Origin of the sequence: Aeromonas sp. S2(2024) (assembly GCF_041402505.1) — a bacterium.
GTDB classification, from domain to species: Bacteria; Pseudomonadota; Gammaproteobacteria; order Enterobacterales; family Aeromonadaceae; genus Aeromonas; species Aeromonas media.
This window is the reverse complement of the sequence record NZ_JBGLRL010000002.1, coordinates 1-20,912: the sequence shown is the minus strand read 5'-3', so window position 1 is coordinate 20,912 and position 20,912 is coordinate 1. Positions and strand designations below refer to the sequence as shown.

Below are 20,912 nucleotides of genomic sequence, written 5' to 3'. Positions count from 1 at the left end.
TTTTGTCACAACAACCTGTCTGAAGCGCGATGGCTTAGAACAGGGTGGTGGAGAGATCGTACAGCTCCTGATCGAACGGGCGCTTGAGGTTCTCGATGCAGTCGATGATGTCGTGGTGCACCATTTCGTTGCCCTGGATCCCGACGCAGCGGCCACCCTGACCGGCCAGCAGCTGCTCGACGGCAAAGGCACCCATGCGGCTGGACATGATGCGATCGCGGGCGGTCGGCGAGCCGCCACGCTGGATGTGACCCAGTATGGTGGCGCGGGTTTCGCGGCCTGTCATGGCTTCGATGTCCTTGGCCAGGGCATTGACGTCGGTGACGTGCTCACAGATGGTGATGATGGCGTGCTTCTTGCCTTTGGCTTCGCCTTCCTTGATCTGTTGCAGCAGCTTCTCTTTGTCAAAAGCCACTTCCGGCACGATCACGTACTCGGCGCCACCGGCAACGGCGGCGGACATGGCCAGATCGCCACAGTGGCGGCCCATGATCTCGACCACGGAGATGCGGTGGTGGGAGCTGCAGGTGTCACGCAGACGGTCGATGGCGTCGACGACCACGTTCAGCGCGGTGTCAAAGCCGATGGTGAAGTCGGTACCGGCGATATCGTTGTCGATGGTGCCCGGCAGACCGATGCAGGGGAAACCCTCTTCGGTCAGCTTCTTGGCACCCATGTAGGAGCCGTCACCACCGATCACCACCAGGGCATCGATGCCGTGTTTTTTAAGGTTCTCGATCGCCTCGGCACGCACTTTCGGGTCTTTGAAGGCGGGGAAACGGGCGGAGCCCAGGAAGGTGCCGCCGCGGTTGACCACGTCGGAGACGCTGTGGCGCTCGAGCTTGACGATCCTGTCCTGATGCAGACCGAGGTAGCCATCATAGATGCCGTAGACTTCCAGGCCATGATGCAGACCGGCGCGCACCACGGCGCGAATGGCTGCGTTCATACCCGGTGCGTCACCACCACTGGTCAAAACACCAATACGTTTGATTTGTTTGGTCATGAGTGCCTCTGGATCTGAGTTGTCGAATATCAATATCTGAAAAATACGGCCAGCCGTTTTTACTATATCGGCTTTCCTATGGAAGAAGGGGACCCATAGGAAAGCGATATCAAGAGAGGGGCCAGGCCCCTCTCTTGTGTCACTTACTGGGCGGCGCCAGCGATGATCTGGGAGAAGTCGTCCACTTTCAGGGACGCACCACCCACCAGGCCACCGTCGATGTCCGGCTGACCGAACAGGTCGGCAGCGGTCGCGCCAGTGACGGAACCACCGTACAGGATCTGTACCTTGGCAGCCACGGCGACGTCGAAACCGGCCAGGTACTGACGGATGTGAGCATGCACGGACTGAGCGATTTCCGGGGTAGCGGTCTTGCCGGTGCCGATGGCCCATACCGGCTCGTAAGCCACTACGGCGTTGGCGAAGGAGGCGATGCCGCAACGGTCGATGACGGCTTTGAGCTGGGTCTCAACCACGTTCTTGGTCACACCGGCTTCGAACTGCTCCAGGGTCTCACCGATGCACAGAACCGGTACCAGGCCAGCTTTCTGGATGGCTTCGTACTTGGCAGCCACCACGTCGTCGGTCTCTGCGTGCAGGGTGCGACGCTCGCTGTGGCCGACCAGGGAGTAGGTGCAACCGAAAGCTTTGAGCATGGAGGGGGCGTTCTCGCCGGTGAAGGCGCCGGACTCGTGAACGTCGGCGTTCTGGGCACCGTAAGCAATCTTGCTGCCAGCGGTCAGCTGTTCAACCAGACCCAAAAAGATAACCGGCGGGCAGACGGCGACTTGCACGGAAGGATGAGCGGCAGCAGCCGGGGTCAGTCCTTTGATCAGAGCTTCGACAGAAGCTTTGGTGCCGTTCAGTTTCCAGTTACCCATTACCAGGTGCTGTCTCATCTTCTCAATCTCCTAGGCATTTGATTGCGCAACATTATATGAATTGAACCGAGCCCAAGATAGCTGACCCGGCGGCAAATGACGTAATTTTTTTTCGCTTTCCTGATCCAAATCAGGAATGCAAGAACCGATCGCTCATTCGTTAACCTGCCCCCGCAAACGGGCCCACCATACCCCAATCCATTCGTGAATGGCAGCCTCGGAATACATCAGGTAACGCCCCTTGGGCAGGTAGCTGTAGAGGGGTTGCGGCTCCTGACTCTGCTTGGCGGTATAGTCGGTGGGGGCCGGCACCGCATCGAGTCCCTGACCGCGATAGAGCGCCATGGCCCGGGGCAGGTGGGTGGCCGAGCTTACCAGCGCCACCCGCTTGCCCTTGAGGTGGGCGCTGATGCTGACCGCCTCGTCGTGGGTGTCTTTGTTGTTTTCAAACAACGTCATTCGGGAGCGGGGGATGCCGAGGCCCGCCGCCATGCGGGCATTGACCTCGGCGTTGGAGAGGGGATCCCCCGACACATAGCCCGAGAAGACCAGCTCCGCTTGCGGGTAGGCCTGGGCCAGGCGCACCCCTTCCAGGGTGCGGGCCAGCGCAATATTGTTCTGCCAGGACCGCTCAGGTACCGCCGGATCGCTCACATGGCCGTTGCCGAGCACCACGATGGCGTCGATATGGGGATGCTGGCCTACGTCGAACGGCGGATAGGTCTGCTCCAGGCTTCGCGCCAGTTCATAGCTGACGGGCCTCATCCCCATCAGGGTAATGAGGAGCAACGAGAAGGTGGCCAGCAGTTTGCCGGTTTTCTGAAAGCGGGTGAACCAGAGTAGCGCGAGCGCCAGCAACAATAAGGAGAGGGAGAAGGGCAGCGGCATCAGCAGCTGGCCCAGCCACTTCTTGGCAGTAAACAGGTTGAGCTCAAACACAGCAGCGTCGTCCTTGAGTTTTCAGCAAATTCCGGATGTGACAGAATACCCCTCTTTTTGGTCTGGCCCAATCCTGCGGCCGAAGATGAGCATTGTCTTGAAGCAAGATCAGAGTTTTGACGGGCGCGCCGACAAGTTCGCCCGCAACATTTACGACTCCACCAAGGGGCGCATCCGCACCGCCGTGGTGTGGAGCGACATCGAAGCCTGCCTGACGCGTCTTGGCAACCGGCCGCTGCGCATTTTGGATGCCGGCGGCGGCTTTGGCTATTTCGCCCAGAAGCTGGCGGCCATGGGCCACCAGGTAGAGCTGTGCGATCTGTCGGCAGAAATGCTGGATCTGGCCCGGGAGCAGATCGCCGAAAAGGGGCTGGAAGACAGAATTCGTCTCATCCATTGCCCCATTCAGGATCTCAAACAGCATGTGACCGGCACCTTCGATCTGGTGCTCTGTCACGCGGTGCTGGAGTGGCTCGTCGAGCCCCGTCAGACCCTGCTCGGTCTGTTCCCTTTCGTCAAGGCAGGGGGCATACTGTCGCTGCTTTTTTACAACCGTCACGGCCTCTTGTTCCAGAGCCTGGTAGTGGGCAATTTTGACTATGTGCGCCAGGGATTGAACAAGAAGCGCCAGACCGCGCTCACGCCCACCAACCCCCAGTTGCCGGAACAGGTTTACGACTGGATAGGACGGGGGGGCCTCAAGATCATCGGCAAGACGGGGGTGCGCGTCATTCACGACTACATGCGCCACAAGCAGGAACAGGTCGAGAAATTCGACGATCTGCTGGCCATGGAGCAGCACTATTGCCGTCAGGAACCCTTTGTGTCCCTTGGGCGCTACATCCATGTGATGGCCCAGAAACCAGCCGGTTGAGACGAACCGGCGTGAATGTGATGCGGGATCGAGCCGTCGGGGTGCCACCGACCCCGGCCTATATCACCACGGCGGGCGAGTGACCCGTCGGTTATAACAACGAGATGATAACGTCATGATGAGTACATCCCGTACCCTGCCAGAGACGGTGGGATGGGTCAGACAGGAGGGGTTGTCCCTGAACCTCCCCACCGACAGGCTGGCCTTTCTGATCGCGATCAAGACACTCTCCGAGGATGAATCGGATCTGTCGGAAGCCGCGCTGCACGACGCCTTCGGTTACGTGAGCAACGCCTTCGGCCAGATGGACGAGACCCTCTCCGGTCGCGCCAACAACGCCATCAACGATCTCATTCGCCAGCAACTGCTGTCGCGCTTCACCACCGACATGGTGGCGGGGGAGAGCCTCTATCGCCTGTCGCGCCTTGGCATGAGCATCGTCGACTTCTTTCTGGAGAGCCGTCAGGTGGACTCCATCAAGCTCTCCATTTTGCTCGAACACCTTGCCGCCGAGCTCGACACCGCCCGCAAGGCGGCGCTTGAGACAAACACCCGCGAACAGTGGGATGCCGAGGTGCTGCCGCGCCTCTCCTTCTCGCTGGAAGAGACCCTGGGGCGCATCGATCTCACCCAGCGCGCCATGGACGAGCAGCAGAATCAGGTCAAGAACGAAATAGCGGCCCTGCTGACCCAGAACTGGGTCGACGCCATCCACAGCTGCGAGAAGCTGCTGCGCGAGACGGGCCAGACTCTGCGCGAGCTGCAAGACACCCTGGATGCCGCCGGTCACCGCCTGCAGGCGGGGCTGCTCAACATTCAGGAGGCGGCGCAAGGGCGCGACGACCTGTTCCATGTCGAGGAGCTGACCCATGCCCTGCAGGGGCGTCTGGACGTCATCACCTCCTGGGGCCAGCAGTGCATCGAGCTCTGGTCCCGTTATGACAGGCATGTCCACAAGTTCATCCGCAACGCCATCGACATGGACAAGAATCGCGCCTTCAGCCAGCGGCTGCGCGAATCCATTCGCAACTTCGAGCAGCACAATTTCTTGCTGCGGGTGGCCGAGGAGCCGCGCCTGCTGGAGCTGCGGGACGAAACCATCGCCATCCACGACGAGGAGGTGACCGGCGAGGTGCCCCTCGAGATGGAGTTCATGGAGATGGTGGACATCAATCAGGCGCTGGCAGAGCGCATCGAACGCTATCTGGCCCGCTATCCCGAGCAGGGGCAGCAGCTGGATCTCGCCGACGTGCTGCGCGAATACCTGCTCGATTTCCCGGCCCACGCCCACTTCGACGTGGCGCGTCTGCTGATAGACCAGGCCGTACGCCTCGGCCATGCCAGCGGTGAGCGCGAGCACCACCGCCAACCCGCATGGAAACCCATTAACCAAGCTGGATCCAAGGTTCAGGCCTATGTCATTGATCAATTCTGAGTTTCCCTTGCCCCTGCGGCTCGCAGAGGCCATCGCCAACCCCTTGTTTCCGCGCATCGACACCGCCCTGCGCTCGGGGCGCCACATCAGTGCCGACGATTTCGAACAACATTCGGCGCTGGTGGAGTTTCATGGCGAGCTGGAGATCTTCTACGGCCGCTATCAGGTCGAACTCATCAAGGCGCCGGAAGGCTTCTTCTATCTGCGCCCGCGCCCCAGCGCCGACATCGGCACCACAGTGCTCTCCGAGCTCGATATGCTGGTGGGCAAGGTGCTCTGTTACCTCTATTTGAGCCCGGACCGGCTCGCCTCGGAAGGGGTGTTCACCATGGGCGAGTTGCAGGAGGAGGTACTCGGCCTCGCCGACGAGAAACAACTGCTGAGGATGGTCAACAGCCGTTCCGGCGGCACCGATCTGGACAAGAAGAAGCTGCTGGAGAAGATCCGTACCTCCATGCGCCGCCTCAAGCGCCTCGGGATGATCACCGCCCTTGGCAACAGCGACAAATTCCGGGTCAACGAGTCCGTGTTCCGCTTCGCCGCCGATGTGCGCTCCGACGAGGATCCCCGCGCCGTCCAGCTGCGGATGATCCAGGAAGGGGAGGCCATCTTCCACGACGACGAGATGCCGAGCAGCGATTCGCTGTTTGACGACATCGAGGGGGATTTGGATGAAGAGCAACTGGAGCTGGAGGTGGAAGATGATCTGCAACGTTAATGTTCTGGCACCGATGGCGTCGGCCGGTTTGATGGAGAGTGCGGCGTGAGAGGCAAATTCAAATCCCTGACCATGGTCAATTGGAACGGCTTCTTCGCCCGGACCTTCGATCTCGATCAGCTGGTCACCACTCTGTCCGGCGGCAACGGCGCGGGCAAGTCCACCACCATGGCGGCCTTTATCGCGGCCCTGATCCCGGATCAGTCCCTGCTCCACTTCCGTAACACCACTGAGGCGGGCTCCAGCAGCGCGTCCCGCGACAAGGGGCTCTACGGCAAGCTGCAGCGCGGTCACTGCTATTCCCTGTTGGAAGTGATGAACAGCCGCGAGCAGCGGATCTGGGTCGGCGTGCACCTGGAGCAGGTGGCCAACCGGGACAACAAGGTCAACATCACCCCCTTCGCCCTGGTGGACGTGCCAGAAAACCTGCAACCCACGGATCTGTTGCTGGAAAAACTCCATGATGGCAAGGGCCGGGTGCGCGCCTTCACCGATCTGAAAGGGGCTGCCGCCGAGCTGGGGGCCATGAAGGTCGCCAAATTCAATACGGTGACCGACTATCACAACTTCATGTTCGAGTTCGGCATCACCCCGAAGAAGCTGCGTGATCAAAAAGATCGCGGCAAGTTCTATCGCCTGATCGAGGCCTCCCTCTACGGCGGCATCTCCTCCTCCATCAGCCGTTCCCTGCGGGAATACCTGCTGCCGGAGAACTCCGGCGTGCGCAAGGCGTTCCAGGACATGGAGGCGGCCATCTACGAGAACCGCCGCACCCTGGAAGCCATCAAGGAGACGCAGGGTCAACGGGATCTGTTCAAGAACCTGATCACCGAGACCACCCACTACGTGGCGGCGGAGTATGTGCGGGGGGCCGCCGAGAAGAACCGTCTCTCCGAGCTGGCCCTCAAGGCCCGGTCCGAGCTTGCGGGCAAGCGCCGCCTGCTGGCCGAGGAGAAGCAGCGCGCCATCTATCTGGCGGACGAGGTGGATCAGCTCACCAACCGCGAGAAATTGCTGACCGACGAGCTGGAGTCCGCCGCCGAGCACCTGGCCAAGGTGATGGCCGCCGTGGCCCTGCAAAAGAAGATCGCCCTGTACCGCGCCGATCTGGCGGAGCTGGTCGACAAACTCGAGCAGCAACAGGCGATCGTTGAAGAGATCCATTGTCAGCTGCTGGAGGTGGAAGAGCGCAAAGAGCTGGCCCAGGCCGAGGTGGACAGCCTCAAGACCCAGCTCGCCGACTACCAGCAGGCGCTGGACATTCAGCAGACCCGCGCCATCCAGTACCGTCAGGCGGTGCAGGCCCTCGATGCTGCCCGCGAGCAGTGCGAGCTGCCGGGGCTGAGTGCCGAACAGGCGAGCGACACCCTGCATCAGTTCCGCGCCGCCGAGCAGAGCCTCACCAGCCGGGTGCTGGGGGCCGAGCAACAGCTGGCGCTGGCCAAGGCGGCGGTGGCCGAGCACGAGGCGGCGCTGGCGCTGCTGCTCAGCATCGCCCCCGAGACAGTGCGCGAGGCCGCCTGGCCCACGGCGCAGGCGCTGCTCAAGCGTCATATCGAAGACAAGGCCCGCATCGCGCAGGGGCAGGGGCTGCGCGCCGCCCTGGCTCGCCTCGAGAAAGAGAGTGAAAGCCAGAAGCATCTCTTCAAGTTGCGCGACGAGTTACAGCAGGCCTCTGGCCAGCTGATCGCCAGCCAAGACGAGCTGGAGATCTTCCTCGAAGCCCAGCGCTCCCGTCAGGAAGAGCTGAGTGATCAGCAGGCGGAGGTGAATCAGCGCCGCGCCAGCCTCGAGCATCAGGGCGCCCAGCTGGGCCGCGATATCGCGGAGCTCACCAGGCTGGCCCCGCGCTGGCTGAAATCCTTCGAGAAGCTCGAGCAACTGCGCGAGCAGAGCGGCCTGCCGCTCGCCACCGCCGAAGAACTTTCTTCCGGCATGCAGAGCGTGCTCGACAAGGAGCGCGAGTTCGAGCAAGAGAGCAACCGCATCGCGGCGCAGAAACAGGCGCTGGAGCTGCAAATTCGCAACCTGCAGCTGGGGGCTGGCGAGGCGGATCCGCGCCTGGCCCGCATCGCCGAGCAGGTGGGGGGTGTGCTGCTCTCCGATGTCTATGACGACATCTCCATCGACGATGCTCCTTACTACTCCGCGCTCTACGGCCCGGCCCGCAGCGCCCTGGTGGTGCTTGACCTTGAGGGCGCCATCGAGCGGCTGAAAAAGCTCGAAGATTGCCCGGAGGATATCTACCTCATCCAGGGCAACCCCGACTCCTTTGACGAGGATCTGGTGGAGGCTGACGAGCTCGGCGACGCCGTGCTGGTACGCACCAGCAAGCGTCAGGTGCGTTTCTCCCGCTACCCCGAGTTGCCGCTGTTTGGCCGCGCCGCCCGGGAAAAACGGATCGAGCAGCTCGACCTCGAGCGCGAGGGCCTCATCGAGGGCTACGCCAAGGCCGCCTTCGAGCAGCAGAAGTACCACCGTCTCTACGGGCATTTTCGCGACTTTATCGGCCAGCATCTGGACATCGCCTTCCGCCCGGATCCCGAGGCCGAAGTGGAAGCCAAGCAGGCTGAGCTGCGCAAGTTGCAAGGGGCCATGGCCGAGTGCGACAAGCAGCTGGCCGAGGCCAAAGCGGCCGCAGCCCAGCTGACCCGCCATATCCAGCTGGTGCAGGGGATGCTGCCCTTTGCCCATCTGTTTGCGGAGGCCGACCTGACCGCCCGTGTCGAGGCGGCTCACGCCGACGTGGAGGCGCTTAAAACAGCCGAAGCCTTTATCGCCAGGCACGGCAAGGCGCTGGAGAAGCTCGAGACCCTGGTGCAGGTGCTGCGCCAGGATCCGCAGGATCTCGCGGCCCTGCAGGCGGCGTATGATGAGGTGAGCGACCTGCTGGCCGAGCAGAAGCGCCGTTGCTACGTGCTCGATCAGCTGGTGGCCCGCCTGCCGCACTTTGCCTATCAGGATGCGCAAGATCTGCTCGGCAAAGCCTCCGAGATGAGCGAGCGGCTCAAAGAGAAGCTGAAAGCGGCCGAGCTGGCGGCCCGCACCGCCGGTGAACAGCACAAGCAGATTGCCCAGCGCCACACCGAGGCGCTGCAGCTGCGCACCGCGCTCGATTCCAGCGCCTCGGCCAAGCGCCAGACCCTGACCGAGTTCGAGCAGGAGCTGGCAGCCATGGGGCTCACCCTGTCGGACGACATGGAGGAGAAGTCCCGCGCTCACAAGAAAGAGATCGAGGAGCTGCTCATTCGCACCCGTTCCCGTCGCACCAGCGCCGAGGCCCAGTTGCAGGTGACCAAGCGAGAGATCGAATCCCTTGGCGGTCGTCTCAAGCTGGAGGGCAAGGACTACTACAGCGCCCGTAAATCCCTGGTGGGTCACAAGGCGAGCTGGTCGCGAGTGGTGCGACTGGCGCGGGAGACCGACGTCGAGAAGCGCCTCAACAAGCGCGAGCTGGCGTACCTCGACAGCGACGAGCTGCGCTCTATGTCGGACAAGGCGCTCGGCGCCCTGCGGGTTGCCGTGGCTCACGACGAGGCCCTGCGCGATGCGCTGCGACTGTCGGAAGGCAACCGCGGCACCGAGCAGAAGGTCGCCTTCTACGTGCAGGTCTACCGTTACCTCAAGGATCGCATCCGCAACGACATCATCCGCTCGGATGATCCGGTGGAGGCCATCGAGGAGATGGAGATCGAGCTGGCGCGCCTCGCCGACGAGCTCAAGCAGCGGGAGAATCACCTGTCGCTTTCTTCCCACGAGGTGGCGGCCAAGATCACCAACATCATCCGCCGCGAGCAGAACCGCATCCGGGTGCTCAACCAGGGCCTGCAGAACATCGCCTTCGGCCTGGTGCGCGGGGTGCGCCTCAACGTCAACATCCGCGAGGCCCACACCCGGCTCTTGACCGCGCTCGCCGATCAGAGCGCCATGCACAACGATCTGTTCGCCGACAAGGAGCTCAGCTTCTCCGAGGCGATGGCCAAGCTGTTCCAGCGCCTGAACCCGCAGATCGAGCAGGGGGAGCGCAACTATCAGGTGATGGGGGATGTGCTGCTGGACTATCGCAACTACCTGGAGCTGGAGATCGAGGTGCAGCGTGGTGCCGATGGCTGGCTGCGGGCCGAGAGCGGGGCCCTCTCCACCGGCGAGGCCATCGGCACCGGTCAGGCCATCCTCTTGATGGTGCTGATCAGCTGGGAGGAGGAGTCCCGCCGTCTGCGTGGCAAGGACATCGCCCCCTGCCGCCTGCTGTTCCTGGACGAGGCGGCCCGTCTGGATGGCAAGTCCATCGCCACCCTGTTCGAGCTGTGCGAGCGCCAGGACATGCAGCTGCTTATCGCGGCGCCCGAGAACATCAGCCCGGAGAAGGGCACCACCTACAAGCTCATCCGCAAGGTGCAGGGCAAGCACGAACACGTGCACGTGGTGGGGCTGCGGGGCTTCGGTTTCGCCGATGACAAGCTGATCGCCTGATCTCTTTCCCTGACAGGGGCTGACGGGTGGACACACAAACGGGAGGCTTGGGCCTCCCGTTTTCCATGGGAAATATGAGAGAGTAGGCTCCTGTTCGCGGGATCCAGACTGGTGATGAAGAGGGGGCGGCCATGGCACGTCGACCCGACATCGCATCGAGGAAATAAAACATGACGTGGAATCTACAAAAAGGGCTGCTGGCCTCCCTGTGCCTGCTGCTCGCGGCCTGCAGCAGCCAGCCTGATGCGGGCAGTGCGGGCAACTGGCGCGGTTATACCCAGACGGGGCTGGCTTCCTACTATGCCGATCGCTACCACAACAAGCGCACCGCCAGCGGCGAGCCTTACCAGAAGAGCGCCAACACCGCCGCCCACATGACGCTGCCCTTCGGCGCCATGGTGAGGGTGACCAATATCGCCAACGGCAAGAGCGTGGTGGTACGGGTCAATGACAGGGGCAACTTCCCGAGGGGGCGAGTGATCGATCTCTCAAGATCTGCGTTCAGCACCATAGGTAACACCCGCTCCGGCCTCATCAAGGTCAAGGTCGAGGTATTGTAGGGGGATGCCGCGGGGCGCCATAAGCTCCGCCCATCGCACCGCTGGCAACGGCAAGACCCCGCTCTTCGCATCTCGGCGTTGACAGCCTCCAGCCTTCAGCCGTATCTGTGTGATTGCATGACTGCCTTCAGGCAGGCACCCGGCTGATCTCTTGCTGCCCCTTGCCAGGGCGCCCATACAGAGGTTGTTGAGATGACGCACCGCACGCCCATTCAGGCCACACAGATCCCGGAGAGTACGGCAAAGTCCCTCTATCCGGAGCCTTTTGCCTCTCTGGTCAAACACCGTACCAGGCGCAAACTGGGGGAGCACTTCGGTCTTGCGAATTTCGGGGTGAACCTGACGACCCTGGCACCGGGGGCCATCTCGGCGCTCAAGCATCACCACAGCAAGCAGGATGAGTTTGTCTATGTGCTCTCGGGGACGCCCACGCTGCGCTATGGAGAGGATGAGTACCCGATGTCGCCGGGGGAGTGCATTGGCTTCAAGGGCGGCAACGGCCTGGCCCACCAGTTGCTCAACTACGGTGTGGTGGACGCCGTCTATCTCGAAGTGGGCGACCGACTGGCGGGAGACACTGTCGACTACCCCGATGATGATCTGGCCCTGGTGCAGGGCGCCGATGGCGCCTGGATCGCCAGACACAAGGACGGGACCCCCTATCAGGAGCCCCTCACTGTTGGGAAAGCATGATAAGCCTATGAAATTCATACCCTTGCACGAGGTACGCGCAGAGGATCTTCTGCCCCTGCTCAACGACGAGACGCTGCGAAAGCACCTGATTGACCACCCTCCCTTTGATACCGCCAGAGTGCGCGCCTGGATGGATGAGAAGAGGCGAATAGACGGGCTGCCCGGTTGCCGCGTGCGCGCCGTCCTCATTGATGGTGTCCTGGTGGGGTGGTGCGGGCTCCAGCCTGATGACGAGGGGGTCGAGATTGCCATCGTGATCGCCAGGGCGGGTTGGGGAAGGGGCATGGCCATCTTCCATGAGATGATGGGCTGGGCGCGCAGCATGGGCCATCAAGAGGTCATCTTTCATCTGCTGGACACGCGTCCCCCATACAAAGCCCTCGCCAGGCGCGCCACCAGGGTGAAGAAGACGACACTCTCTGGGCACTCCTTCACCAGCTATTACTTCTGCGTCGAGACCTGGTGCAGACCGTGACGGCTAACCGCTGCCACCTGTTGCTCGCACTGTCAGTGCCCACGTGCCGAGAGCCTGGTCACCCGGACCCGGTGCTCAGCTTGTCCGAGACTTCCGCGCAATGTGGCTTCGCTATGATTGACATGGCGACGTGACAGGCATGCAAACCCTGGCCGTCACTGGCGGACCGATGGGCGGTCGTTGCAGGAGGAGTCATGAAGAGAACGCTGATCCTGATGCGTCACGGCAAGTCCAGCTGGGAACAGGCACTGCCTGATCGGGTGCGCCCGCTTGCGGAGCGCGGTCTGCGCGACGCCCCCCTGATGGGCAGACGTCTGGCGCACGCGGTAGGGGTGCCCGACCTTATCCTGTCGAGCCCCGCCTGTCGGGCCTTGTCGACGGCCCGGCTTGTCGCCCATGAGCTGGGCTACCCGGCGAACGGGATTGTCATCGACGAGCGCCTCTACGGCAGCGATGTCGGGACCCTGCTTGCGGTGATGGATGAGCTTGAGGACGATCTGAGGTGCGTGATGCTCGTTGGTCACGATCCCGAGTTCACCGATCTTGCCCACTTCTTTTCCGGCAAGATCACCCGGATGCCGACCTGCGCCGTCGCCCGCTTCACCTTTGATGCCCCCTCCTGGTCGGCCGCTGTATCACAAACGCCGGTGACGGTCGTGCTCGACTATCCGAAAAAGGGGTAAGTGAATAGCAAGAGGAAGTGCAGGGTTGCCGCTCACCGGGGGCTGGGAAAGCCATGGGCAAGTAATCAAGCAAGAAGGGGAGCCCAGGCTCCCCTTCACATTCCCGTGATGTTGTTTATTTGGCGGTGATCGGTCCCTTGGTGCCCGCATCGTTGTCGACCCAGCCATCTTCCCCCTTGAGGCGACGATCCCCCTGTATGCGATAGATGACCATGCCTTCCTTGAACACCAGGGCCCCGTCGGATTTTTTGGCCTTGACCTGCTTGTCGTTGACCCACACCTGATCCTTGCCATCGATGCGGATGGTGGCGACGGTGGCGCCCGTCTCGGGGAAGGTGGCAACCCAGTTACCGGCGTAGGGGCTGGCGCTGGTGGCCGCCGGAGCATCACCAAATCCGGCGGCCGCGTTCTCAGCCTGGGTCTTGTCGATGTCGCAGCCGCTGAGCTCGCTCACCTGGGTGCAGCCGGAGCGCTCCAGCTTCTGTGCGTAGCTCATGTTCAGACCGCCGTCCGTGGCCGGGGCGGCAGCACCGAATCCCGCCTTGGCATTCTCCTCCTTGGTCTTGTGAATATCGCAGCCCTGGGCCTCGGTCACCTGAGTGCAGCCGGAGCGTTCCAGCTGCTGGGCATATTTTGCGTTGATGGCGTGAGCCGGGGCCATGCCAAGCAGGGTCAGGGTCACGAGCAAAGCAGCAGTTCTAGGCATAGTTAATCCCTCAAAGTGTGAGTCTTTCCGGTGCATCGCAGCCTTGACTGCCATGAGCAACAGCCTGTGTTTGCGGCAATATCCTGGGGGCGAGAGCCTGTCTCACGTTAGCACCTGTAACAGGTGTCGCACAGGAGGGCCGATGAATCTGTGCCATTCAGAGGGAGTCCGTGAACCTGTGGGCTCAGCTCTGGGGCACCCGGATCCCCTTGTCGAGATAGAGGCTGCTGTAGTGGGCACGATGGGTGACGAACATCACCTGGTGGCGGCTGCCGTCGGAGAGGATGACGAAATCCCCGGCCTGGGCCGGGCTTTGCAGCAAGATCTCGTGCTCGGGAGCCGTCAGCTTGTCGACCTCTTCCCTGAACGTAAGGGTGTATGAATACATATGGCACTCCACTGCGGGCTCATATACAGACACGTCTTCCCAACTCTAGTTGTCAGTACCCGGATCCGCGGCGCTCAAGCGGCACCTGTGCGGACGATAATTTTATGGGTAAGCTGGGCCTCTGATGCGGGCGCCCGGGAAGGGACCGCAGGGATGAGCTTGTGAAAGCCACTTTTCGTGAAGCAAGAAGCCAAGGAGTTGTCATGACGGAGCTGGTCACTGAGTTGGTGCGGATCGCCGCCTTTTCCGACGGATCCCGGGGGGGTAATCCCGCCAGCGTCTGGATCGGGGCCCAACTGCCGACGGCGGAGGAGATGCAGCGCATCGCCGCAGAGGTTGGATTCTCGGAGACGGCCTTCGCCGCCCCGCTGCACGGTGAGGGGCAAGAGGCCTGCGGACGGCAATGGCGGGTGCGCTACTTCTCTCCCGAGGCGGAGGTGCCGTTTTGCGGCCATGCCACCATCGCCCTCGGGGTGGCGCTGGCGCGCCGCTTCGGGGCAGGGGATCATGCACTCTGTCTCAACCAGACCAAGATCCGGGTCTCGGGCTGGCAGGATGAGCAGGGGCAGTGGCAGGCGGCGTTGCAATCCCCGCCGACCCACAGCAAACCGGCGCCGGCGGATCTGATGCGCGAAGCCCTGGCGCTGTTTGGCTATGATGCAGCCAGCCTGGATCCCCGCATCCCCCCAGCGCTCATTCACGGCGGCGCCGATCATCTGGTGCTGGCGCTAAGCGATCGCGCAGCGCTCTCGGCCATGCACTATTCGCTGGCGCAGGGGCGCCTGCTGATGCGCCGCGAGGGCCTGGTGACCATGCTGTTGGTGCATGTGGCCGGGGATCGGCTGTTTCACACCCGCAATGCCTTCGCCTATGGCGGCGTCTATGAGGATCCGGCCACAGGCGCTGCGACCGCAGCCTTCGCCGGTTACCTGCGCGATCTGCACTGGCCCCACGGCGGTGCCATCGACATAGTGCAGGGGGAAGACATGGGCATGCCGTCGCGGCTGCATGCCGAGATCCCGGCCGAACCCGGCAGTGCTGTGCGGGTGTCCGGCGGGGCGCGCTGGATCTGAGCCGGCAGCACGGGCAATACCAGGTCAGTTGAGGCAGGCGGAGGGTGTCGATGGGATTGTTCGAGCGAGCGGAGATCCGCGCCCTGAGCGAGAAGTTGCTGGCACTGGCGGCGGGGCAGGGGATCCTGCTCAACAGTGTCGCGGGGCGGGAGCTGGACGATATGTTGTGGCGGGTCGGCGGTGTGCAGCCGGTGGGACGCAGTGCGCGCCGCCAGCTCACCGAGCGAGGCAGGGCGTTTTTGACGACCCAGCTCGCGCAAGCAGCAGAGGAGCAACCCTGGTCGGGGGAAGTCGCGTTGGCGGCATTGGGTTGTCAATTACCCGCATCCATCAACGGTGCCACCTTGAGCGGCCTCTGGCTGCGTGACTGCAAGGCCGTGCTATCGCCACCGCAGTTGGCGCGAGTCGCCGAACTGGGCAGCCAGGTGCTGACTGACGAGGCGATCCGGCTGCGTACCCTGACCTCGCTGAGCCTGATCGATAAAGAGGGACGACTCCACAACATGACGCCCGTCATCAACCTGCTCGGGGAGCTCGCCTTGCCAGAGCGAGCCTTGACCGGGTTGCGAGGCATTGAGTGGCCGGGGCGGCAGATAGTGACGGTGGAGAACAAGGGGGCCTTCGTGGATTATCCGCTACAGCCAGGTGAGCTGCTGCTCTATGTACCGGGCCGCAACACCGCATTGGCAAAACGGGTGATGCCCCTGTTGCCGGCGGCCATCCCCTGGGCCCACTTTGGCGACCTGGATCAGCGGGGGCTGGAGATCGCCGCCGAATTGGCCCAGGCCACCGGCCGGCCCTTGGCGCTCTGGCTACCCCGCAATCTGGCCGATTATCTCCCTCACTATGCCCGCCCCCTAAGCCTCCCGTCGGCAGGATCGCAGAGCAAGATCCCTTGGCAGAGCAATGCCTGGGAGAGGGTATCCGGCTCCGCATTGACAGAGGCGCTCAACTATTTAGCCCTGAACAAGTGTTGGCTGGAACAAGAAGTGCTGGTGACCGCCAGGCACTGGCAGTCATGGCCATTGGAGTGAATATTGGCGTCATCGAGAAACAAAGAACCGCCGTCAGGCGGTTCTTTTCATGGTGCTGCGTTAACTTCCCGACCGATGGTATCCAGACAGGCACCCGTATCGGCTCAGGGTCGACCGCTGAGCAAGATGGCACCGCCGAGCGTGATGAACAGCCCGCCTGTGATGCGGCCGAACAGGCGCTGGCCGTTCCCCGGCTTTAAATAGTTGCCGGCGCGTCTGGCCAGGGCTACATAGCAGAGATGCACCAGGCTGACGATGGCACAGATGGTCAGGTACATGATGAAGAACTGGATGGGCAGCGAGCTTTGGTGATCGAGAAACTGGGGCAGCAGCGCGCAGAGGAAGATGATGGTCTTGGGGTTGCTGGCCGACACCAGAAAGGCTTCCCGCAGCAGGGAGCCGTTGCTCCGTGATGGAAGACTGACGCCAACCCGTTGCACCTTCTGACTCCCCGAGCCGGTCGCCCGCAGCGACTTGTAGCCGAGATAGATCAAGTAGCCACCGCCCGCCAGCTTGAGGGCGAGGAACAGGGGCGGCAAGGTCTGCAGCAGGGCCCCTACACCCATGGCAACCAGAAAGATGAGAATGCCCTGACAGAACAGATTCGCGCCTATGGTGAGCAGGGCCGGACGCCAGCCGAGCTGCAGGCCGTTTTTTACCACCAGCAGCACATTGGGCCCCGGGGTCAGGGTTGCCAGCAGATAGGCCAGCAGAAACAACATCCATGTATCCAAACTCATGATATCTCCTTCGTAAAGAGCACATCATGCTCCGCCCCAGGGGCCGCGTCCAGTGGCTGCTGCCGCCAGGATGTGGCTGTTTTTCAGGTGCTTAACCAAGCGCCAGTCCATTGGGAAAAGGGACGTCCGGAGACGTTGCCTGACTGGCGCAATAAAAAAACCGCCCTCAGGCGGTTTATTTATGCTGCCGACCCTTATTTCAGGGCTTTCTTCAGCTTCTTGATCTTGCCTTCGTGCTTGGCAATCTTCTCCTGGCGGGCGGCGATTTTCTTCTTGATATCTTTCTTGCTGGCTTTGGCCATAGGTCGTGCTCCTTGTTTCAAGCGGACATCATGGGGTCATGATGTTCAGGATCTGTCCATGTGAGGAGCCCAGAGTGCCACATGAATTCCATCCGGGCCAGTGCTTCAGGGTGCCGGGAGTGGATCATCCTCTGACGGAAAATACGGCAAAGGGGTGGCTAGCTCATCGGGACTGGTTTGCAGGATAGCCCAGTTTCCCCGCGGCGCCACTGTGGCCGCGCCGACTTAGGCTTTGGCCCGGCAACAAAAAAGCGCCCCCGGGGGCGCTTCTTGCATCATTCAAACCACAGGCCTAAGGGATCAGGCCTTCTTCAGGTAGGCCGCGACCAGCACTATCTGCACGCCGTTGACCTTGCCTTCGATGTGCAGCGGGTTGTTGGTGAGGCGAATGCCCTTGACCAGGGTGCCGCGCTTGGCGGTGAAGCCGCCGCCCTTGACCTCCAGATCCTTGATCAGGGTGACGGAATCCCCCTCCTGCAGCACGGCGCCGTTGGAGTCGACGGTGGGCACGCTGTCGTCATCGTCGCTTGCGCTGCCCGCCTCGGCCCAGGCCTTGGTCTCTTCTTCCATGTACATCATGTCCAGCATGTCCTGGGCCCAGATCTCGCCCTGGGCGGACAGGGCTTTAAGCTGGCGCCATGCCATCACTTGCACCGCTGGCACCTGGCTCCACATGCTGTCACCCAGGCAGCGCCAGTGGTTGACCTCGGTGGTGTCCGGCTGCTCTAGCTGGCCACGGCAGGTGGAACACAGCACCACGCTGTGGTCATCGTCACTGGCGGGGGAGTGTGGCACCGGGAAGGCAGTCAGCGCATGTTCTGCGCCACACAGCTCACACTTGGCGTCCGCACGCGCTTGCAGGATGGCATTGATGTCCACTAGATAGCCTCTTATCTGAATTAATACAGTGACTTACGTAAGTGCGTCGGTCGATTATCGGAATAAATGTTAGGACGATTATCACCGTCCGAAGGCTGCCAGTATACACAATGTGGGGGTATTTGGACAGAGCCTGTGATGTGCTACAAGTGTGCAACAACTATCACAATAGCGGTAAGGTTGAAGGGCAGGTTAGGGCTGGGCGAGGTTTGACTTCGGTTGTGCTTGCTTCGTCTCTTCATTGATATGGACGTTAATATCAAGTGCGTAATACTCAGAATGCAGCAGCCAAGGAATCGTCTATGAACAAGATTCACCTCAAGATAAATGCAACCCTCATTGCTCTCGTCGTAACAGCGGGAGCAGTCCCAGTGCATGCCGCCTCCCGGTTCACATGCGACTTCCCAAAAATGAATGGCCCTCTAATCTTTCAATGGAACGGTGACAGTGCAGTCTTGGTAGGAGGTTCTGGCCATGCGGAAGTGACCCCTATTGAAGGAGTTGGGGGTGTTGTTACTTTTGTAGAGGTTACACCCGGTGGTTCAGTGCAAGTGACTGCGATAGAGCGTGACGGTGGCGCTGTTCATGGGAGGCATACAATTATCCCTGATGGAAAAGTCTTGGAGTCACAGGTGCGAGGAGTATGCACACGTGAGCAGGTGGGTGAGTAAATCGATTTTTACGACACAATTTTCCGTGGTAGGGGTTACGGTGTTTTCGTTTGGTACTTTTCAAAATACTCACCAGCCAGTGTTTGAGCATCGGCCAATTCCGCAGGGGTTAGCTTTTTGGCGACTTTGTCACGGATTGTGGCCGCTTCAATATAACCATTGGTAGAGGCTACGGAAAACCATACATATGCCATTTTGTTGTTCTCTGGTAACCCATCGCCATTGTAATAGAGCACCCCGAGACTGAATTGAGCTTCACCAAATCCCTGTTCAGCTGCCTTGCGAAACCACGACGCAGCTTGACGGTAATCTTGTGTTACCCCTTTACCTTCGTAGTACGCCCTTCCGAGCATGTACTGCGAGATAAATGACCCTTGACTAGCTGCTTTCCGGAAGAACGAAACAGCCAGACGGTAATCTTGCGTTACCCCTCGGCCTTCCTTATACATCATCCCGAGATTGTGTTGAGCTTCCTCATCATCCTGCTCTGCTGCCTTGCGGAACCATGTCTCAGCTTTGAGGTTATCCTGTGTTATCCCGTCGCCGAAAAGGTACATTGCTCCCAGATGAGACTGTGCGCTGGCATCCCCCTGTTCTGCCGCTTGTTGAACTTCAGCAAATGGCGCGTCCCGCAAGTCTTTCGCCTGAACTGTAGCCCCACCAAAACAAAGCCCCACCAAGAGCAACGCCAATACTGTTTTCATCACTGAATTCTCCATAACGCTGGAAGTGACCACACTGTATCACTGGTACTGAAAGGCATGTGTTTATTGAGTCACAGTTCAATAATGGTTGATAGGATGGGTAGGTGATTAGGATGAGTTTTTACAACACAATTTTGTCTGGGGGCACCTTGCTGGACTGTCCCCCCCTGTTTCCCCCCATAGGCCCTCAGTCCGGCACTCTACAGTCCAAGACCCGCCGAGCCCAAGAGCTCGTCAGCCCGCCGCCATCCTGCCTGTATCGAATCCTCCAGCATCGTATGCCATCACGCTTGTGTTGTATTGGCTATGCTTAGGATGATCATAGCGGAGCTCACAGGGGCTCTCCTGCTGCATACGGTAATGACAACAAGCATTCGTTTGATGTCATCAGCTGACAGGTGGTGCCATGCCATGACAACAAGTGGTTATTGACTATTGATGTCATGGTGACATAGGATGCAGGCAATTGATGTCATCACTTGCTGTCACTGCCTACTGCTTACCGGAGAGAGTCATGTCACGTACCTTTGCTTACTGCCGGGTGTCCACCACCGAGCAGACTACCGAGAACCAGCTGCTTGCACTCCGTGCTGCTGGCCTAGACATCCGCCCTGACCGTGTGGTCGAAGAGACTATCAGCGGCGCCACAGCTGCTACCGCTCGCCCTGAGTTCATCCGCCTGCTGGATAAGCTGGAAGTAGGGGACACGCTGGCTGTGTTGAAGCTCGACCGTCTAGGCCGTGACTCCATCGACGTACAGCAGACCATAGCTCTTCTGACCCAGAAGGGCATTCATGTCCGCTGCCTTGACATCCCTGTCGATGACCTGTCCAGTCCGAACGGGAAGCTCATGCTGCAACTGATGGCTGCCTTCGCAGAGTTCGAGCGGGGACGCATCAGGGAGCGCACCGTAGAGGGGCAGGCACGAGCCCGAGCAGAAGGGAAGGTCATCGGTAGGCCAGTGGCTACGGATACGCGAGAGGCGGTGCAGAAGCGGCTTGCTGAGGGGATGTCGTGGTCAGAGGTAGCGGCTGACATGGGTATATCAGTCAGGACAGTGGCGAGGCATGCAGCTGGACTAACGAAGTGAGTACGAATGGTCTCGTTTGAAAATAGTCCAATAGTATATAAAGGGACTGACCGATGGGAAGTTCCGCATACCGACTTGGCGTTGCTAGGGTTCAGGCCTCAATTGAAAATAGTCCAATAGTATATAAAGGGAAGGGTGTCACCGCCCTGACCGCCCCGAGCGAAGGGCCCACGGAACAAGCGCCGGGCGTAGGCCCGCTACACGGTGCTTCATGAGCCCTGTTTACCTCCGCTTCCAGAGTTCGGGGTAATCCTATTCACGAGGTGGAGTATTTAGAGGGAGGCGGTGTCGAGTTATTGACTCTGGTGCCTTGCTCCCAACTCAAGCTAAGACTTGTTTGGCGGTCGCCTGCTATCTCTAGTTATTCCTCTCCAACGTAAGACTTATTTTCGAGAATTCCTGACGATGAAAGGGTTACACTAAACCGCTTAAATAGAGAAAAGAAATCCAGCAAACTCATGTCTATCCGTATCTCTCTCTGTAGTGGTCTAATCATCCCGGACACCATTTTAGGTGGTACAGTCGCCACCATGACTTGAGGTGTTCAATGACAAGATTACGTCGCTCATTTACTGCTGAATTCAAACT

At 60.7% G+C, this 20,912-nt stretch carries 19 protein-coding genes; 11 read left to right on the top strand and 8 right to left on the bottom strand.

The annotated features are described in order from the left end of the window. Positions 1–34: 34 nt before the first annotated feature. The 3 genes from pfkA to elyC all read right to left on the bottom strand — a co-directional run bounded on the left by pfkA (position 35) and on the right by elyC (position 2,811). On the bottom strand, positions 35–1,006 hold the full coding sequence (pfkA, locus tag ACB039_RS02510; RefSeq protein WP_005326082.1) for a 6-phosphofructokinase: 972 nt from the start codon (positions 1,004–1,006) through the stop codon (positions 35–37). A 143-nt stretch (positions 1,007–1,149) separates the two neighbouring features. Then, entirely contained in the window at positions 1,150–1,905 is a 756-nt protein-coding gene (tpiA, locus tag ACB039_RS02505; protein WP_201035094.1) for a triose-phosphate isomerase, read from the bottom strand. Positions 1,906–2,040: 135 nt separating this feature from the next. Beyond that, complete coding sequence (gene elyC, locus ACB039_RS02500) at positions 2,041–2,811, bottom strand: envelope biogenesis factor ElyC (protein ID WP_201035495.1); 771 nt, start codon at positions 2,809–2,811, stop codon at positions 2,041–2,043. 112 nt (positions 2,812–2,923) lie between these two features. On the opposite strand from elyC, the gene cmoM reads away from it, so the two are divergent. From cmoM to ACB039_RS02460, 8 genes are all read left to right on the top strand, one after another. Next, on the top strand, positions 2,924–3,700 hold the full coding sequence (gene cmoM, locus ACB039_RS02495) for a tRNA uridine 5-oxyacetic acid(34) methyltransferase CmoM (RefSeq protein ID WP_283941271.1): 777 nt from the start codon (positions 2,924–2,926) through the stop codon (positions 3,698–3,700). Between the two features lie 115 nt (positions 3,701–3,815). Continuing rightward, a complete protein-coding gene (gene mukF / locus ACB039_RS02490; protein ID WP_041205839.1) occupies positions 3,816–5,135 on the top strand; it encodes a chromosome partition protein MukF in 1,320 nt (439 codons plus the stop codon). Beyond that, positions 5,116–5,853, top strand: a complete 738-nt coding sequence (gene mukE / locus ACB039_RS02485) for a chromosome partition protein MukE (RefSeq protein ID WP_041205837.1) — start codon at positions 5,116–5,118, stop codon at positions 5,851–5,853. Before mukF ends, mukE begins: the two co-directional genes overlap by 20 nt. Positions 5,854–5,898: 45 nt before the next feature. Continuing rightward, positions 5,899–10,326, top strand: a complete 4,428-nt coding sequence (mukB, locus tag ACB039_RS02480; RefSeq protein ID WP_371165059.1) for a chromosome partition protein MukB — start codon at positions 5,899–5,901, stop codon at positions 10,324–10,326. A 170-nt stretch (positions 10,327–10,496) separates the two neighbouring features. Beyond that, a complete protein-coding gene (locus ACB039_RS02475; RefSeq protein ID WP_201035091.1) occupies positions 10,497–10,886 on the top strand; it encodes a septal ring lytic transglycosylase RlpA family protein in 390 nt (129 codons plus the stop codon). A 192-nt stretch (positions 10,887–11,078) separates the two neighbouring features. Further along, entirely contained in the window at positions 11,079–11,579 is a 501-nt protein-coding gene (locus ACB039_RS02470; protein WP_371165058.1) for a cupin domain-containing protein, read from the top strand. A gap of 7 nt (positions 11,580–11,586) precedes the next feature. Further along, the gene (locus ACB039_RS02465; protein WP_201035089.1) at positions 11,587–12,054 is read left to right on the top strand and encodes a GNAT family N-acetyltransferase; all 468 of its coding nucleotides are present in this window, start codon (positions 11,587–11,589) and stop codon (positions 12,052–12,054) included. A gap of 194 nt (positions 12,055–12,248) precedes the next feature. Beyond that, positions 12,249–12,737, top strand: a complete 489-nt coding sequence (locus tag ACB039_RS02460; protein WP_371165057.1) for a histidine phosphatase family protein — start codon at positions 12,249–12,251, stop codon at positions 12,735–12,737. A gap of 115 nt (positions 12,738–12,852) precedes the next feature. Here ACB039_RS02460 and ACB039_RS02455 read toward each other — a convergent pair whose 3' ends face one another. Both ACB039_RS02455 and ACB039_RS02450 read right to left on the bottom strand, forming a co-directional pair. Next, the gene (locus ACB039_RS02455; RefSeq protein ID WP_371165056.1) at positions 12,853–13,443 is read right to left on the bottom strand and encodes a hypothetical protein; all 591 of its coding nucleotides are present in this window, start codon (positions 13,441–13,443) and stop codon (positions 12,853–12,855) included. Positions 13,444–13,627: 184 nt separating this feature from the next. Continuing rightward, complete coding sequence (locus ACB039_RS02450) at positions 13,628–13,831, bottom strand: hypothetical protein (RefSeq protein WP_005326065.1); 204 nt, start codon at positions 13,829–13,831, stop codon at positions 13,628–13,630. Between the two features lie 203 nt (positions 13,832–14,034). Here ACB039_RS02450 and ACB039_RS02445 point away from each other — a divergent pair, with 203 nt between their 5' ends. Both ACB039_RS02445 and ACB039_RS02440 read left to right on the top strand, forming a co-directional pair. Beyond that, positions 14,035–14,904: a PhzF family phenazine biosynthesis protein gene (locus ACB039_RS02445; protein ID WP_371165055.1), complete on the top strand. Its 870-nt coding sequence runs from the start codon at positions 14,035–14,037 to the stop codon at positions 14,902–14,904. Positions 14,905–14,954: 50 nt separating this feature from the next. Then, positions 14,955–15,938: a Wadjet anti-phage system protein JetD domain-containing protein gene (locus ACB039_RS02440; RefSeq protein WP_182785525.1), complete on the top strand. Its 984-nt coding sequence runs from the start codon at positions 14,955–14,957 to the stop codon at positions 15,936–15,938. Positions 15,939–16,042: 104 nt separating this feature from the next. On the opposite strand, the gene ACB039_RS02435 is transcribed toward ACB039_RS02440, so the two are convergent. From ACB039_RS02435 to ACB039_RS02425, 3 genes are all read right to left on the bottom strand, one after another. Continuing rightward, on the bottom strand, positions 16,043–16,678 hold the full coding sequence (locus ACB039_RS02435; RefSeq protein WP_371165054.1) for a LysE family translocator: 636 nt from the start codon (positions 16,676–16,678) through the stop codon (positions 16,043–16,045). 602 nt (positions 16,679–17,280) lie between these two features. Beyond that, a complete protein-coding gene (locus ACB039_RS02430; RefSeq protein ID WP_371165053.1) occupies positions 17,281–17,859 on the bottom strand; it encodes a PhnA domain-containing protein in 579 nt (192 codons plus the stop codon). Between the two features lie 706 nt (positions 17,860–18,565). Then, positions 18,566–19,234, bottom strand: a complete 669-nt coding sequence (locus ACB039_RS02425) for a tetratricopeptide repeat protein (protein WP_371165052.1) — start codon at positions 19,232–19,234, stop codon at positions 18,566–18,568. Between the two features lie 514 nt (positions 19,235–19,748). On the opposite strand from ACB039_RS02425, the gene ACB039_RS02420 reads away from it, so the two are divergent. After that, entirely contained in the window at positions 19,749–20,324 is a 576-nt protein-coding gene (locus ACB039_RS02420; RefSeq protein WP_371165051.1) for a recombinase family protein, read from the top strand. Positions 20,325–20,912: the final 588 nt, after the last annotated feature.